Annotated in this window: 12 protein-coding genes; 4 read left to right on the top strand and 8 right to left on the bottom strand. The window is 54.4% G+C overall.

Going from position 1 to position 14,254, the window contains the following annotated elements:
- The first annotated feature begins 70 nt into the window (after nucleotides 1-70).
- Nucleotides 71-3,391 carry an ATP-dependent DNA helicase gene (locus DES53_RS11165; protein ID WP_211325519.1) on the top strand — a complete coding sequence of 1,107 codons (3,321 nt, stop codon included), beginning with the start codon at nucleotides 71-73 and terminating at the stop codon, nucleotides 3,389-3,391.
- 351 nt (nucleotides 3,392-3,742) lie between these two features.
- On the opposite strand, the gene DES53_RS11160 is transcribed toward DES53_RS11165, so the two are convergent.
- Entirely contained in the window at nucleotides 3,743-4,510 is a 768-nt protein-coding gene (locus tag DES53_RS11160) for a DUF932 domain-containing protein (RefSeq protein WP_113958340.1), read from the bottom strand.
- Between the two features lie 33 nt (nucleotides 4,511-4,543).
- Here DES53_RS11160 and DES53_RS32510 point away from each other — a divergent pair, with 33 nt between their 5' ends.
- Entirely contained in the window at nucleotides 4,544-4,723 is a 180-nt protein-coding gene (locus tag DES53_RS32510) for a hypothetical protein (protein ID WP_147263347.1), read from the top strand.
- Nucleotides 4,724-5,093: 370 nt separating this feature from the next.
- Here DES53_RS32510 and DES53_RS11150 read toward each other — a convergent pair whose 3' ends face one another.
- From DES53_RS11150 to DES53_RS34050, 7 genes are all read right to left on the bottom strand, one after another.
- Complete coding sequence (locus DES53_RS11150; RefSeq protein ID WP_170157021.1) at nucleotides 5,094-6,557, bottom strand: DNA polymerase III subunit beta family protein; 1,464 nt, start codon at nucleotides 6,555-6,557, stop codon at nucleotides 5,094-5,096.
- 106 nt (nucleotides 6,558-6,663) lie between these two features.
- Nucleotides 6,664-7,206, bottom strand: a complete 543-nt coding sequence (locus DES53_RS11145) for a hypothetical protein (RefSeq protein WP_245958142.1) — start codon at nucleotides 7,204-7,206, stop codon at nucleotides 6,664-6,666.
- Nucleotides 7,190-7,453: a hypothetical protein gene (locus tag DES53_RS11140; RefSeq protein WP_113958337.1), complete on the bottom strand. Its 264-nt coding sequence runs from the start codon at nucleotides 7,451-7,453 to the stop codon at nucleotides 7,190-7,192. The genes DES53_RS11145 and DES53_RS11140 overlap by 17 nt, the downstream gene beginning before the upstream one ends.
- Before the next feature lie 112 nt (nucleotides 7,454-7,565).
- Nucleotides 7,566-8,423, bottom strand: a complete 858-nt coding sequence (locus tag DES53_RS11135) for a RecB family exonuclease (protein WP_113958336.1) — start codon at nucleotides 8,421-8,423, stop codon at nucleotides 7,566-7,568.
- Nucleotides 8,420-9,004 carry a hypothetical protein gene (locus tag DES53_RS11130; protein WP_113958335.1) on the bottom strand — a complete coding sequence of 195 codons (585 nt, stop codon included), beginning with the start codon at nucleotides 9,002-9,004 and terminating at the stop codon, nucleotides 8,420-8,422. Before DES53_RS11130 ends, DES53_RS11135 begins: the two co-directional genes overlap by 4 nt.
- Before the next feature lie 781 nt (nucleotides 9,005-9,785).
- Nucleotides 9,786-10,991 carry a hypothetical protein gene (locus tag DES53_RS11115; protein WP_113958332.1) on the bottom strand — a complete coding sequence of 402 codons (1,206 nt, stop codon included), beginning with the start codon at nucleotides 10,989-10,991 and terminating at the stop codon, nucleotides 9,786-9,788.
- Nucleotides 10,992-11,046: 55 nt separating this feature from the next.
- The gene (locus tag DES53_RS34050; RefSeq protein ID WP_113958331.1) at nucleotides 11,047-11,415 is read right to left on the bottom strand and encodes a DUF4339 domain-containing protein; all 369 of its coding nucleotides are present in this window, start codon (nucleotides 11,413-11,415) and stop codon (nucleotides 11,047-11,049) included.
- 379 nt (nucleotides 11,416-11,794) lie between these two features.
- On the opposite strand from DES53_RS34050, the gene DES53_RS11105 reads away from it, so the two are divergent.
- Together DES53_RS11105 and DES53_RS11100 are read left to right on the top strand one after the other, a co-directional pair.
- Complete coding sequence (locus DES53_RS11105; RefSeq protein WP_113958330.1) at nucleotides 11,795-12,244, top strand: hypothetical protein; 450 nt, start codon at nucleotides 11,795-11,797, stop codon at nucleotides 12,242-12,244.
- 220 nt (nucleotides 12,245-12,464) lie between these two features.
- Nucleotides 12,465-14,243, top strand: a complete 1,779-nt coding sequence (locus DES53_RS11100; protein WP_113958329.1) for a DUF4268 domain-containing protein — start codon at nucleotides 12,465-12,467, stop codon at nucleotides 14,241-14,243.
- Nucleotides 14,244-14,254 lie beyond the last annotated feature (11 nt).

Raw genomic sequence — 14,254 nt, 5'->3', positions numbered from 1 at the left:
TGCCTACGACGAGCCTCCGGCATTCTTTCCGAGCGGCAAACGCACAGAATGGCATCTGCCTCCCGCATCCGTGTGCATTTGGCCATATGATGCAATGTACAATGACGAGGTGAAGGAAAGCGGATACGTGAGCAACGACAAGCGGCTGGAGCTGGCCAAGGCTTACTTCGAAGAGGTGGTTCCGGATGAAAGTTTGGTGTTCCATTACGCGAACTACAGCAACCCGCTGAGCAGTGAGGATGAGAAGCGGTACATCGTGGTCGGTGTCGCGAGAATCAAGAGACTGGGCGACATCGAATTCTACGAGGGAACGGACGAAGCCACCAAAGAGAAGTTTGCCGGCGGGTTTGTCTGGCAGCGCAATGTCGTCACTCACTACCCGGATCAAGGGTTGCGAATTCCCTACCATCGCTATCTCGACAAGCCGGAAGTGTTGGAGAAGATCACGTTGGTCCCTGACAACGCGCGTTGCTTCAAGTATGCCTCACGCCACGTCAGTGATGACGATGCTTTGACTCTGATCGAACGATTCGTTGAGATCGCAGCCTATTTACGAGACATCGGCGACGACACGGAAGACTGGACATTGCGCCTAGCCTGGCTGAACAGCTTGCTGGCGGAACTGTGGAAAGGGCGCGGATTGTATCCGGGGTTGGCTCGCGTGATGGACCTCCTTGGCATGGGGGAGGGTGTGACAGTCTTCCGCGCCGCTGCTGCCGAGGGGAAGGACAAGGAATTTTGCACCGCCTTGTTCGCCTGGCTGGACGGGAAGGCCCACGAGATTCCTGGACTCAAAATGAGCGACCCTGACGCCACCCGGATTCGACGCCAGTGGAAACTGAAGTCACAGGGCGAGCGGAAGATGTTATCCGCTATCCTCCCAAGGTTCGATCTGCCCAAGGATCAGATGGAGCGGATCCTATCCGACGAGCGAGCGGACCATTGCCTGAGCGGCGACCTTCAGGAGATCTGCGATAATCCCTATTTGCTGGTCGAGCAGTTCATTGGCGAAGATCCGGATGATATTATTTCCTTTTCGCGTATCGATCATGGAGCCTTTCCTTCTCCCGACCTCGGTGGCAGCTTCCTCTACGACCTTGACGATTGGCGACGACTTCGGGCCATGTGCGTGGAACGCCTTCGATACGAAACCAAGCACACGTTCCTGAGCTGTGGACAGTTATTACAGGACGTGAATCACCGACTGGAGCTTCTTCCAGATTGGAAGCGGGTGGCGTTCAAGGACACCTACCTCGATGTGGACCGTGAACGTCTGGAGGAAGCCATCGTATTCCGGAAGGAGGGACCGTGCGAGTATGCCTATCTCCGCCGGGTGTATGAGGCGGAGAGGGAGATTGAGAGCCGTATTCGCAAGTTGGCCGGTTATGCGGACATCGCGTTCAAGGCGCCTGTCACGCAGAAGTACTGGAAGGAACTGCTGTTTGAAGCCGGAAGTAAGCTGGTTGAGAAGGACCGAGGCGAGTATGAAAAGGCCGTGGCTGCACAAGCCGTTGTCTGCGATCAGGTCTTCCGCCGTCCCGTCGCTGTGGTTTGTGGAGCAGCTGGCACAGGCAAAACCAGCATCATCCGTCGCATACTCCAGGCGGTTGAAAAGGCTCACGGCGCGGATGCCACGTTCCTGCTGCTGGCCCCCACGGGCAAGGCCGCAGACCGCATCCGGGACAAGACTGGCAAAGGTGCCAGCACTATCCATTCCTTTCTTGCCAGACGTGGCTGGCTGAATCCCAACTTGACTCTGCGGACCAGCGGTGGGCAACGTGAGGATAAGGTGACAACCTATGTCATCGACGAGGCTTCCATGCTCGATTTGGAGCTGACTGCGGCCCTTTTCCGTGCGATCAATTGGAACACGGTGCAGCGGATGATTATCGTGGGGGATCCCAACCAGTTACCTCCTATCGGACGAGGTAAGGTTTTTGCCGACGTCATCGACTGGCTCAGAGAGAATCATCCACAGAGTGTGGGAGAGCTGACGGTCAATCTCCGCCAGATGGAAAATCGCATGACAGGACGAGGCACGGGCATTCTTGATCTGGCTTCGGTCTTTGTGAGGAGGCCTGATAAATCAGTCAAGGATGAAGAGGAAAGCCTCCGGGCGGAGGAGATGTTCCAGCGGTTGCAGGATCTGCCTTTTGATGGGGCACTCGACAAGGATCTGAGGGCGATCTATTGGAAGGACGCGAATGACCTGATGGAAAAGCTGGTTGCGCGAATCATTGCCGACATGGAAGAGGATACTGGGACGAAGGTGGATCCTGAAGCTCAGCACAAAATCTGGATTGAAGCCGCCAAGTCGGAAGAGGGACCGTTGCGACCTGAATATCATCAAGTGCTCTCGCCTTACATACATGAGGATTTCGGCACGGAGGCAGTCAATTTGCGGCTGCAGAAGGAAGCAAGAGGAGGCAGGCTGGAGCGTGTGGGCTCAATGGCAGGCATCACGCTTTTCGACAAAGTGATGCAGGTACGAAATCGAGGTGCTTCTGAACCCCTGCATGCGTGGGACTTCAACAAGCGGGCGAATGTTGCCTGTGAAATCTTCAATGGGGAACTTGGCTATGTGAAGCCGCATGGATTCGACGGCTCGAAATGGAAATGGAGCGGCTTTCGTATGAAACGCTTCAGCGTCTGCTTTGCGCGGAAAGAGCATCTGGCGGTGGGATACGGCAAGGAGCTGGGGAAGACCCTGAAGAACGGCAAGGAACGTTGGATCAAAGAAGAGCCGCCCGAGGAGAACTTGGAACTGGCCTATGCTATTTCTGTTCACAAGTCGCAGGGCAGTGAATTTGACAGAGTATATTTCATTCTGCCGAAGCAAAAGACGGCGCTGCTATCCCCAGAGTTGTTCTACACGGGGCTGACGCGTGCGAGCAGGCATTGCACGCTGCTCATCGAGGAAGACATTGCACCACTTCTTAAGATTCGCCGGCCGGAGAGCTCGCATCTTGTGGGCATCAACTGCTCGCTCTTCGAATTCAGCCCGGCTCCTAAAGGCTTTGAGCTGTTGCGGCGTGAGGGATACTTGGAAGATCGGAAGATTCACAAGACTCTTGCAGCCGTTATGGTACGTTCGAAGTCCGAGGTGATCATCGCCAACATGTTGTGCGATCGGGAAGTGGCTTTCGAATATGAGAAGCCGCTGTATGCACCGGATGGTTCATTTTATCTGCCGGATTTCACGATCAACTGGCGCGGTGAACGCTTCTTCTGGGAACATCTGGGGATGCTGCATCGCGAGGAATACAAGCGGAAGTGGCAGACTAAGAAGGAGTGGTATGACAGGCATTTCCCAGGCCGGCTGGTGACGACCTTGGAGGGCGGAAATCTATCCTTGGAAGCAAAGGCGCTCATTGACGAACGCTTTTTGTAGCATTAATCCGAAAGCCCAGACTCAGTATCCCAATCAATCTTGGAATCAGAATTCCTTGTTTGGATTTCGATAGAGGTGGGCCTAAGTGGGATCCATCGCGAAGGTTGCTCAGGCTGTTTCTACGCGGCGGGCGATCTACAGTCGCCAAATCAGGGAGTTGGAGTCGTTCTTCGGCACTCAGGCATTGAGCGCTAGCATGGCCGCGCTGTGCCCCTGCAGGTGCGCATATGGGCGTCACTGCCCCTCGTGAATCCCTATCCGTGTGTATTCGCTTCTGCATCAGCCGCGAACCGCGGGAACTGATAGCTAAAAAAAGCCCCTCCTTTTCAGAGGAGCTTTCTAATGGCACCGTCAGTTGAGCCCGACCCCAACATGGACATCCAGCAGTCCATGGAGAGCTTCCGTCCTTTTCGGTAACTCTGCGAGACTGCCGTCTTTCAGAGACTCCGTGAACGAATTGAACAAGCTCCACACATTCCGCTCTTCAAATACCGCATGACGCGGTTTCCGCCACTCATGCAGCACGGAAGGAATCAGACGGTTGCTGCACACGCCGACATCAGTAGCCCGGATGACAAGGTCGTGGGCTTGAATGTCGTCGAGGTCAGCTTTCTTGTATGCTGCGATGCGTTTGTCCTGGTAGTGCCACTTTTCCATCAATTGACCAATGGCTCTTCCCGTGATGAAAGGTAGGTCACGAACAATGTGGCGGGTGTGTTTCCGGGCGAATTTAACCTCTCCCGAAAACGACAAATTATCACAAATGAAACAACTGGCGCCGGCAACAAGACCTGCAGGAAAGGTCTTGTCGTGGCTGTTCCTGAGGCCGAGAACCCAGGTGTAGTCGTCGGAGGATTGCTTCCCTTGCACCTCCATCAGACCAAAGTACCTGCTTCCATTGTGGCTGAGGCTGTGAGCGACAGCGCCAATGGTGAGGTTGGTCTTGGCGAGGGTGTCCTGGACTTCGCTGATGAGGTCGAGGTGGGGAATTGGCTGCCAGGTCTCGGTAGGTTTCGGGGTTTTGACCCGTTTGACTTCATCGAGGCTGGCTTCACGACCACCACAATGCAGGACGAGATTGCATTTGGGACGTTTGAGGGGTGTTTCTTGTTGGTACATGGGGGTATGGGGTTTGATGGTTGGGATTGGGGCATGAAAAAACCCATGGCCTTGAGGCGCATGGGTTGGGCGATTGCTTGTGCCGATTCTAGCGATTTATCATTGTTGCGTCCTTTCTTCTTTGGTGCGGAATGCCCCAAATTTGAAGTGCGCCAAAAACATTGTATTGAAGAAGTTGGGACGCACAGTAATGGGAAGACCAAAAAAGCATGAGCAATTATTACTGTGTGAACTGTGGAACCAAGTCCTCGTCTGTTTCGAGCCTGACCAGTGGCGTCTGTCAGAGGCACCCAAGCGGTCCCCATCGTGGGAAGCATCAACCGTACGAGGGATCGGAGAAGTCACAGTTCGTTTGTAAGTATTGTGGAACCAAGGCGACCTCAATTAGCAGTCTTACCGCAAACACGTGTCAGCGTCATCCAGATGGAGCGTACAAAGGGCGACATGTCCCAGCGCTTTAGGGCGCGGCTCAGTTGGTTGGAGGGGATGCTCTATAAGGACCAACCCGTCGGACTTTCGTGAAGAAGGGCTGAACCCTGTGAGGGATCCAGCCCTTCTCTTTTTGGTGCCGTGGAAGTGAGAATCAAATGCGCATCGTCTGAAGCCCGCGAAGATGCTGACGAAGGGTGCGCAGTTCCTTGTCGTTGGCCTTTTGTGTCATCAGCATCCCGCGAAGCTTGGTGCTCACATCACGCAGCTTCTTGTAGGTCTGGTGATGTTGGGCGCCGATTTCATCCACTTCCTCAATGGCGAGTTGAAGCTGGCCGAGGAGCGTATTGGCGGGTGGTGAAGGAGTATCAGAGGGTTCAGTAGGCATGGATTGGGGTTTCCTTTCTTGAATTGTTGGTGGTGGAGAAGGTATCGGCGTTTCCTTGGGAGGTGGTGCCGGAGCCTTGTTGTCTTGAGGGTTTGATTCATTGGGTCTCACCGGCATGATGATCATCTGTCTCCCGCCGAGGTAGAACCTGAGCGGGGACAGTTCATCAATGATACCAATGGTAGTGAGACCGAACTGCAGGGCCTTGAGGAGAAGCCGGCGGTCCACAAAGATGGTCACCGGTTTTCCTTCGGCTTTGCAGTGGGGCAGGGGAACGCGAGTCCAGGGAGCTTCCGCAGTACTTTTGAAGGCCAGCCTGCATTCCTTCTCATGGTACTCAATGCCAAGCGAGTGGTACTGCTCATCGTGGTTTGGCATCCGTTCGATGAGCTGAATCACCGCATCGAGTTTGTCGGGTTCCAAGGTCAAGGTGGTTCTGGCATCTCTGGGGTTCGGAATCACCTGCCGCCAGTTGGGATAGTTGCCATCGATGAGCCGGGTGATGAACCGCCATCTTCTGCTACTAATCTGGAGGAGTTGGTTTTTGCCGTCCGAGCTGTCAGTGAGCTTCATCTGCCATGCTCCGTCTAGGTTGAAGTCTTTCCACCCTAGGAATTTGTGTTTGGGGATGATGAGCGACTTCTGGAAGGGCAGGTTGAAGGAATTGCAGCTGAACAAATGCCTGCCATCCGTACCAACGAGATAGTGAGCTTCTGGCTGGCTGACATCGATGCAGGCACCATTGAGGACATATCTGGTCTCGTCAGTACTGGAACAGGCCATTGCTTCATGGAGAGCCAGACGGAAGGATTCACTCACCGGGACAGGGTTTGCCTGAATCCTTGGGATGGCAGGGAACTCCTGAACCGGGAATGACGGCGCCCTGGTTTCTCCGAGTTGGTCATCGAGGTTGAAGCGCAGAATGACGTCTTCCTTGGTGCCGGGCTCAAGATGGATGCTGTCTCCTTTGTTGCTCGATTTGGTGAGCTTAGCTAGATCTTCGAAGGGAACCAGTAAGGCGAATGGTTCACCTTTGGCTGGCTGTTCCAAGCGTACTGTCACGAACCGGTCGAGGTCGGTAGCAGTGAGACAGATCCAGCCATCAGATGTTCTTTCTACCTTGATGGTTCTGAGGACTGGTAGGGTGGATTTGTTGAGGATGATTTTGCCCAGTCCAGCGAGAGCGGGTTTGAGCTCCGAGACGGGCAGGGTAATGGGTTCGGGGTTCATGGGTGATTCTTTGGTTGGGGATGAAAACGAAAACCCGCATACCGGTGAAGGCATGCGGGCTCTGATTCGGGATTCGGCCTGTGCAAAGTTCTGCACAAGCGCTGGGTCAATAGTATCGTTCGTCATACGGTCCACGCCTTCCATCACGCATCCGGCGCATCAGCAGCAGGGATTTGCCGAGATAGACCAATCCACTGATGAGACCGATGAAGATGAGTGCCGACAGCGGAAACAGGATGACGCTGGCCGTAGTGGCTGCAATCAGTGCGGCCCAGGTGACGAACTGACCCAAGGTAAGAGTCACCAAAGGCATCACCAGAATCGACGGGATGAGTAGGCACGCGAACACCTTGGCATTGAACCGCAGCCATTCCCGCAGGTAACCTTTGGGAGAGAGCCAGTGTTCCGTGGAGAGAGTCGTGTAGCGAAATACCTCTGCAGACCTTTCCACGCCGTTCAGCTCAGGCAATTCAGGGTCTACCTTCGGTGCCTCCAGCTTTTCGGGGTTCCAGTGTTGAGAGAGGTAGATTCGCAAACGTCGGACCCAGTTCTTAGGCTTCTGCCGGCGTTCAGGTGGGAGCACTTCCAGTCGCTGGTCGTGCTCTTCCTCCTCGTCTTCAGGCCAGCGGTGATTAGGGTTGGTGGTCATGTTGGCGGCGTACTTTGGCTCCGAGAGCGGTTCCGATGACAAGCAGCAGCACACAGCCGACGCCCAGGACACCGATGATGGCGGACAAGGAATCGTTGGTTTTGCGCTGCTGGGTGAGTTCCTGTTCGACCTGGACTAGCCTTTTCTGTGTTGGGTCTTCTTTCTTGTCGAACCAGCCTCCATGAGCAGGAGGGATAGTGGCCGCGAGTAGGAACACGATGATGATCTTGAGTAGGATGTGTTTCATGTGGTTAGAGGGGGAAAATGAAAAAGCCAGCCACCTCCGGGTAGGGAGATGACTGGCTCTGGGGTTTTGTTTGGGGGTGGGCTTTTAGCGGGGGTTTTGACCTGTGGGGGATTTAAGACCAGCGCCGGCATTCATTGAAGAACTCGCAACTCATGCAGCCAAAGCCTGGGGAGGGCACAAAGTCCCTTCTCTCCAGTCCTGCTACATAGGCTTCCATGAGGTGAAACAGCCGGGTTTGCTGGCTATCACTCATGGGTGGCAGTTCAATGATGCTCAGCTTGGGGTTCTTGAGCTTCACCAGTGAATGCAGTTCGATACCGAGTTCACGCTGGCCATTGGCTTCGCGATAGAGCACGGCATAGGTGCATGTCTGGACTTCGTGGGTGTGCGCCGCCTGTTCTTCCTTTGGTGTGGTGCCGGAGGTCTTGTAATCGACTACCCGGCGTTGTTGCACCAAGTCCAGCACCCCGACCAGCCTTGGTAAACCATGGTTGACGAGGTCCACTTCAATAGGCACTTCCACGGCCTCAGGTTTGATGGCAAGGAAGAGCCCGTACTGACGCATGTAGGTTTCCAGGAGCCGCCAGCCTGTTAACTTTTCGGCTTCCTCTTCACCTTCCCAGTTTGCGGGTTCTTCTTTGGATTGCTCCTCCCATGCCTTTGAGAACTCATCGTGGAGCTCTTTCAGGGACAGGAGGCGGTTCTCCTTCCATCTTGTCTTGTTCCAGGCTTTGAGGGTTTCGTGCACGGCGTTCCCAAGAAACAAAGCTGCTGTCTTTGCCTTCTTGATTTGAGCCACGTATCTGAAATAGAACTTCAGCCGGCATTGCAGAAAGGTCCCCAGCCGTGAGGAGGAGACGATTTTCTGCAGACCGGCGATGATGTCCTTCTCGCTTGGTGGTTTGGCTTCTGGCTTCTCAATGGACTGGATCTTCTCTCTTGGGGGTATGGCAGCAAGGAGTGTGTTCATGAGGGTTGCTGTTGGTTGCGGGGTTGAGACCAGCGGGATCGGCCTGAGGGTTTTCCTGCCTTGGCCAGCAATTCCTCAATTAGTTGTGAAGCCTGCATCTTATTGAGCTGCTTCACTCCGAGCTGATAGAGTTGCTGGGACAGGTCCTCGACTTCCTGCTTGTCGATTTGATTCTCGTTAACAATGCGGAGAATGAACCCGCGCTGTCCGTCGGTGCAGTTCCAGGAGTCAGTGTTTCCATTGCTGGAGTGGGAATGACCATTGGAACCCTTGTCTTGGCCTTGGCTGTTCCCGTTGCGGTGAGAGCAGTTGCCGTTCTGGTTCTGATGATGAGGACGGCCTTGTGGGCTGTTCTGTCCCTGCCTAATGGCGTCGATGCCAAAGAACTCATCGGGGACAAAACCGACCTGCTTGATTTCCTTGTCTACGGACTGCTGCAGGAGCTGGTAGAGCTTTGCGCATTCCGCTTGGACTTGGGAGAGGTCAGTCAGTTCCACCTCGACAGACACGCTGAAGAAGTGGGAGCTGAACACTGGAAGGCCGAGCTTTTTGCTGTAGTTGGCACTGAGTTTGACTGCCATGAGGCTGGGTATTCGGGCTGAGATGTAGGCACAAAAAACCGGCGCCCTTTCGGGAACCGGTCTTCGTGATGCCTGGGGTGGTGGTGAACTCCCTACGCGACTTTGGATGGCTGCGAGGGATACGTCGGTGGTTCTTCTGCCACTCGGAGGGTCTCAGCTTGCTTCCAGCCGTCTGTGTCTCTGAGAGCCTGGCACAACAGATGATCCGTGAGTTTAGTCATGGGCATCCTGCGTGCTTTAGCTTCATGATACAGAGCGGAAACAACGAACCGCGAGATGACAGGAGAGTAATGGCGATTTCTGGCCATTGCTTGTCTCCTTTGAATTTGAGGAACCGCCTTTGCTTTGGCGTTCGGGCTTGGATTCCTCTCAGGGTATTATACCAGCAACTGACGGACTATTTCACTCTGACACCTTCCCACCGTTCTGGGTCCTCTCTGCTGAAGAGTTCCCAACGCATTTTGGTGCCAGTGGCGGTCTGCTTCGAGAACTCCACCCGCATTTGTCCCAGCATGGTTTCCGCTTTGCCATTTCCGATGTCCTTGGTGGGATACGGCTTGGAACGAGAACCACCTAATTCAAGGAACTGGTATGATTCCGATGAGATGAGGATGCGCCTCATGAATCGTCCCTCGTAGAACAGCTCCCACTCACCTAGGTACCATTGACCAGGTGCGGGGATGTTCAGGAGAGCGAGTTCGTGACGTGTGGCTGTGGGCGATCAGCCGACTGCTGCTGCCGATGTGCTCTTGACCTTGGGAATCACGAGTGGGGGGCTGATTCAGTTGGAACGCGCATTCTGCTGGGATTGAGGTTGAGGCATGGCATACGCAAAAATCTCTTCGCTGGGGATTTTGGTGATAGTGGGGCTCTCAACAGGAGTTTGTACTTTTTCCTCCGCAGCCTTTACTTGCTCCTGGAGGTCCTTGAATGGCACAGCGGAGTTTCTCGCGGCCTGGCCATGCAAATAGAGAGCTTCCACCCTTCCAATGTCCTCAAAACACGCCATGGTGTACTTGAGGTTGATGGCAAGTTCCTCAGGTCCGGCTCCAAATGGCCATGGCAGAAAGGTGCGACCTGAAATCCCCCGGTCCCACACATACTCAAACAGGTCCGTTGAGTTGCGAATCGGGGTTTCGGTGAATGCACTCAGCCGCTGTGCATGCTGGTAGAGTTCAGTCATTAGATTCAACGTGACGCCATGATGCCTCATGGCATGCGCGAGGAATGCTTCAGGTTTTCCAGCGATGGTTCGAGTGAAGGTGACTCCGGCGATGTGTTCCAGCCTTGGCTTTTCAGCCATGTAACGATTCGCCAATTCACCGGTGTCGTTCAGGAGAAGCCGAGCCCTGAACTCGGTGAGCAAGGCCAGGCAATAACACCGAGTGGCATAGTTGAGTGCCGCCAGTTTCGGGCTCTTTTCCATGGCTTCATCGCTGGCCAACCTTCCATAGACAGCGGCGACATATTGGGCTTTGTCCCTGGCATCCTTCGCTTCACTTTGATCTTGGTTGTTGTCGAAGGCGCCGAGTTTCTGCACCGCCACAGTCAAGTTCGCGTCAATTCCCGCCCGGACCAAGGCGTGGGTCTCTTGCAGTATGGATTTGATGTGGTCCAGCCTTTTTTGAATGGCTTGGAGTCTCCAGACCATCATGCCGCCTGTCAGCGAAGCGATGCCTAGCGAGGCCATGGAGAGGGTGTGAATGGAGCCCAGGGCGATATTGGTTGTGAGTTGGGCATTCTCAATAGCGGCAACGGTGCTCAGAATCCTTGTTTGATTCTCTCCCACCGCCTGAAGGCCGGCGACTACGGAGCTCCCCTTTTCTCCGTTCCACAAGACTAAGTCACCCACCCGAGACAGATATGCCCCAGGTTCGCTGAGCAATTTCTCAAGCAGGGGAATGCCTTTTTCTTGCGCCAATCTCAGCATGGAGATGGTGAGGCTTGTGGCTACAGGTGTCAAAAGCGTGGCGATGGGGACGGGCATGGCGATGGAGGACGGGGTGAGGCGGTGTTGCGGGAAGATGAAGATCACAGGGCGCTCAGTGCCTCGTAGGCGAGAACTCCGCCCAACTGACCTGAACATGGTGGGGTAGTGCATCAGGGTCGACACTCAAGACATTTGAGTCTGCTGAGGTCTCAATGATGACTGGTGGATTTTCAGTGAGTTGTACGCGTTTCCCTGAATCTGGACCGCTGAGGCACTGGAGGCAGGCAACACCCCGGGGAAGGGACTTCGAATGTCGTTTACCCTGGAGCCGTAGGAGTTCCTCAATGGGTAGCCACTGAGCGCTTTTCTGGTCCCAAGTCAGGTCCGTCAGAGCAGAGGTGCCAGCATGGAGGTGTTCCTGAAGTGTGGTGCTGGTGAGTGGACCATACTGCTGGCCGTCTTTCTGGACATAGTATTCCATAGCTGTTCCTCCGATAGTTCAGTCGAGTAAATGAAAGCTGAGTGGGGGTCAAGCCAAATATTCCGTAGCCAGAATGAGAACACGCCAATTCTCTGCAGGTGGCATCAAGTTGGATGAGAAATAGGTTGCCTTTCTGCGCAAGAAGCGCGGGAAGACAACCTATGCCTCATTCTCGAGAAAGGTCGGACTGCCTGCGTCAGCCATGCTTCGCCTGGAGCAGTGTCAGCAGGTCATCACCTTGGGTCGGCTTCAGATGGTGGTGGACAAACTGAAGTGCTCTCTTGATGGCATCTTTGGCTGAGAAGGAAGGCGTGTAGTGATTCCACCTCGGTGCGGACCCTGAGGTTGCGTGCAGCTGGGCACCGTCTGCCATTCCTCCATGCTCTCAACCATCACCGGACTCAAAGACGACCTCGCTAAACTCGCCGGCGTACTCAACCAGTTCAAAAGCGAAACCGTACAGGTGAAGCTACTGGAGCAATTCTTCGCGATAGGACCGGCTCCAGGCTCGGAACTCAATCCTGTTGCCACCACGAAGACCCGTAGGGGAAGGCCGCCGAATGCACAAAATCAATCAATCTCGACGCCAGCCAAGAAGAGAGGCAAGCGTTCAGCGATGGGTGCAACCGGTGCGCTAAACGCTTTGCTTTCCAAGGGTTACCTCAAGAACCGGCGGACCATTGCCGACATCACTGAGGCGTGCCAGTCGAAGCTGGGAGTCACCATCAAGATCACCAATATGTCTGGACCTCTCGGTAGATTCGTTCAGGAGGGGAGATTGCAGCGCGCCAAGAACAAGAGCGACAAGTTCGAGTATTGGGTGAAGTGACTTTGCTTGCAGCAAGTTGCTAGCCAACTTTTGTACACTCGATGAGTTAATCAAATCCGTGGGAGTGCGATGCAAATCAGTGCTCAGCATGCGGCGAGCTCAGTAATTTGGGTTTGGCGCTTTTGCCCCCACCGTGCGAGAGGTTCCTCCGCCTGATGCCAGAAATGCTCTTTTCCTGCTGTGAAGAGTGGGCCTCCTGATATACTAAAGGACTGCGCAAATGACACCGTCCCTCAAAGACCTGCTCCCCCCTGACCAGCAACCGCTTACGGCCCAGCTTCATGAACCGGTGCTGGAAGCAATCGATCGGCTCCGGGCACACGAATACAACCAACTCCCTGTCGTGGACGATCAGGGACGTTGCCGTGGAGAGGTAGTGACCCACGAGACGATCCTGCATGCGGTGCAGGCATTTGACGTCAAGCCTTCTGAACTCCGGGTTAAAGACGCAATAAAGCAGGTCAAGACGTATGATGCTGAAGACGATCTGCTCACCACGCTTGATGTAATTCAACGGAACGATTTTGCGTTGATCGTAGGTGAGGATGATAGGTTGATTGGCATTGTCACGACGGCCGATACGACGGCTTACTTCCACAAGTACGCGGGCGATCTGATGATGATCGAAGGAGTTGAGGAAAGTGTAAAAGAAGCTATTGAAATTCTCTACGGTGGGCTGCAAAGCCAGGAGCTCACAGAGGCGATCGAAACCGTAACAGACCGCGCCGCGGAGACTCGCAAGAAGCTTCCGGGAGCGATTAGGGCCTATCTAAATAAGGTTGGACTTAGCTCGCCTCCTAACACAGATGACAAGGATGCATTAGCCGCCGCCGAGGCGAGTCTTAAACTGCAGAAAGCGGGCAAAGCCTTCGATCGCCTAAGTTTTGACGAGTTCACCGAGATCCTGCTCCGTCACTCAAAGGCTCCAAGAGTGGGCGATACCACAGGAGTTGAGAGTCTCCGCAAACTTTTGAACACTGTGCGTGACGCTCGGAATAAGCTTGCTCATTTCAGAGGAGACGTAACCGCCAAAGAACGAGCCGACATCAAACTCGCGGCAGGATGGCTGGAAAGGCACCAGCCAGTAAAGCCCGCCACCTTAGAACAAACGTCATCTTCAGTTCCGGCTGTGGAGAAAGAACCCGCGGAGCAACCCAAGTCGTCGGCAGAGTTTGATATCGTCATTGCAAATCCTCCATATGAGAACAAAGGCGAGGAAGATTCAGCGCCTCAAGGCAAGTATGCAGCTTTGTCCGTGCATCTTGCTGAGCTTCCGCTCACGGTGCAGACTTGCATAATGCCCTTTGAAGAGATCGAGAGACTATTGAACGAAAAGCTTCCGGGTTCTGCCTATCAATATCGCGCGTGGTGGGCCAACGATCCGTCAAAGCCTCAAGCAGCAGCGTGGCTCGCGCAAGGCTGGAAGGCCCAGTCTCTCAGCATGTCGGAAAAGCGCCTGATGTTTGTTCGAACGGACGACCGCCAACAGGCCTACATTGCGTTCTTTAGCCGCGTAAACGCGAAGCTTGTCGACGCGGAGGGGTTCCCACATCGCAACCTCAGTCCGCAAGGTCAAAACTGGCATACACTTGCGTCAATGGAGACAGACGGCATCGTGACAGCCAACATTGTGGGAGCCTTTGTTAGGCAGGGACGGTTTCGCATCGAGCTCTACCTGGATGGGTCGACAGCACAGAGTGTCAAGAATTGCTTCGACCGCCTGCAGGAGAACCGGGCTGATATCGAGCAGCAGTTCGGAGAACCGTTGTCGTGGGAGCGCTTGGAAGAGCGTCGAGCGTCACGGGTTGCCATCTATCGGGAAGCAAGCATTCTTACCGACAGCGATAATGAGGATGCGATTCAGTGGGCTGCGAAGAGGGCCGTTGATCTGTATCGGGTTTTTGGGAGTGAGTTTGCTCGGCTCCACGAGGAAAATCTTCGGGTCTTCGAAGAGAAAATGCTTCACAAGGGACCGGAGACTGATCTGCTGCAGTCATGAAGCGCTACGTT

Source organism: Roseimicrobium gellanilyticum (assembly GCF_003315205.1).
Classification (GTDB): Bacteria; Verrucomicrobiota; Verrucomicrobiia; order Verrucomicrobiales; family Verrucomicrobiaceae; genus Roseimicrobium; species Roseimicrobium gellanilyticum.
Note: the sequence above shows the minus strand (reverse complement) of the source record. Positions and strands in the feature narration are given on the sequence as shown.

What these genes read in the sequence shown, in the direction of transcription:
- DES53_RS11145 (WP_245958142.1), bottom strand. Translation starts at nt 7,206, where the DNA reads ATGACCACCAACCCTAATCACCGCTGGCCTGAAGACGAGGAGGAAGAG.
- DES53_RS11150 (WP_170157021.1), bottom strand. Translation starts at nt 6,557, where the DNA reads ATGAACCCCGAACCCATTACCCTGCCCGTCTCGGAGCTCAAACCCGCT.
- DES53_RS32510 (WP_147263347.1), top strand. Translation starts at nt 4,544, where the DNA reads ATGAAAAAACCCATGGCCTTGAGGCGCATGGGTTGGGCGATTGCTTGT.
- DES53_RS11140 (WP_113958337.1), bottom strand. Translation starts at nt 7,453, where the DNA reads ATGAAACACATCCTACTCAAGATCATCATCGTGTTCCTACTCGCGGCC.
- DES53_RS11130 (WP_113958335.1), bottom strand. Translation starts at nt 9,004, where the DNA reads ATGGCAGTCAAACTCAGTGCCAACTACAGCAAAAAGCTCGGCCTTCCA.
- DES53_RS11105 (WP_113958330.1), top strand. Translation starts at nt 11,795, where the DNA reads ATGCTCTCAACCATCACCGGACTCAAAGACGACCTCGCTAAACTCGCC.
- DES53_RS11160 (WP_113958340.1), bottom strand. Translation starts at nt 4,510, where the DNA reads ATGTACCAACAAGAAACACCCCTCAAACGTCCCAAATGCAATCTCGTC.
- DES53_RS11100 (WP_113958329.1), top strand. Translation starts at nt 12,465, where the DNA reads ATGACACCGTCCCTCAAAGACCTGCTCCCCCCTGACCAGCAACCGCTT.
- DES53_RS11115 (WP_113958332.1), bottom strand. Translation starts at nt 10,991, where the DNA reads ATGCCCGTCCCCATCGCCACGCTTTTGACACCTGTAGCCACAAGCCTC.
- DES53_RS34050 (WP_113958331.1), bottom strand. Translation starts at nt 11,415, where the DNA reads ATGGAATACTATGTCCAGAAAGACGGCCAGCAGTATGGTCCACTCACC.
- DES53_RS11135 (WP_113958336.1), bottom strand. Translation starts at nt 8,423, where the DNA reads ATGAACACACTCCTTGCTGCCATACCCCCAAGAGAGAAGATCCAGTCC.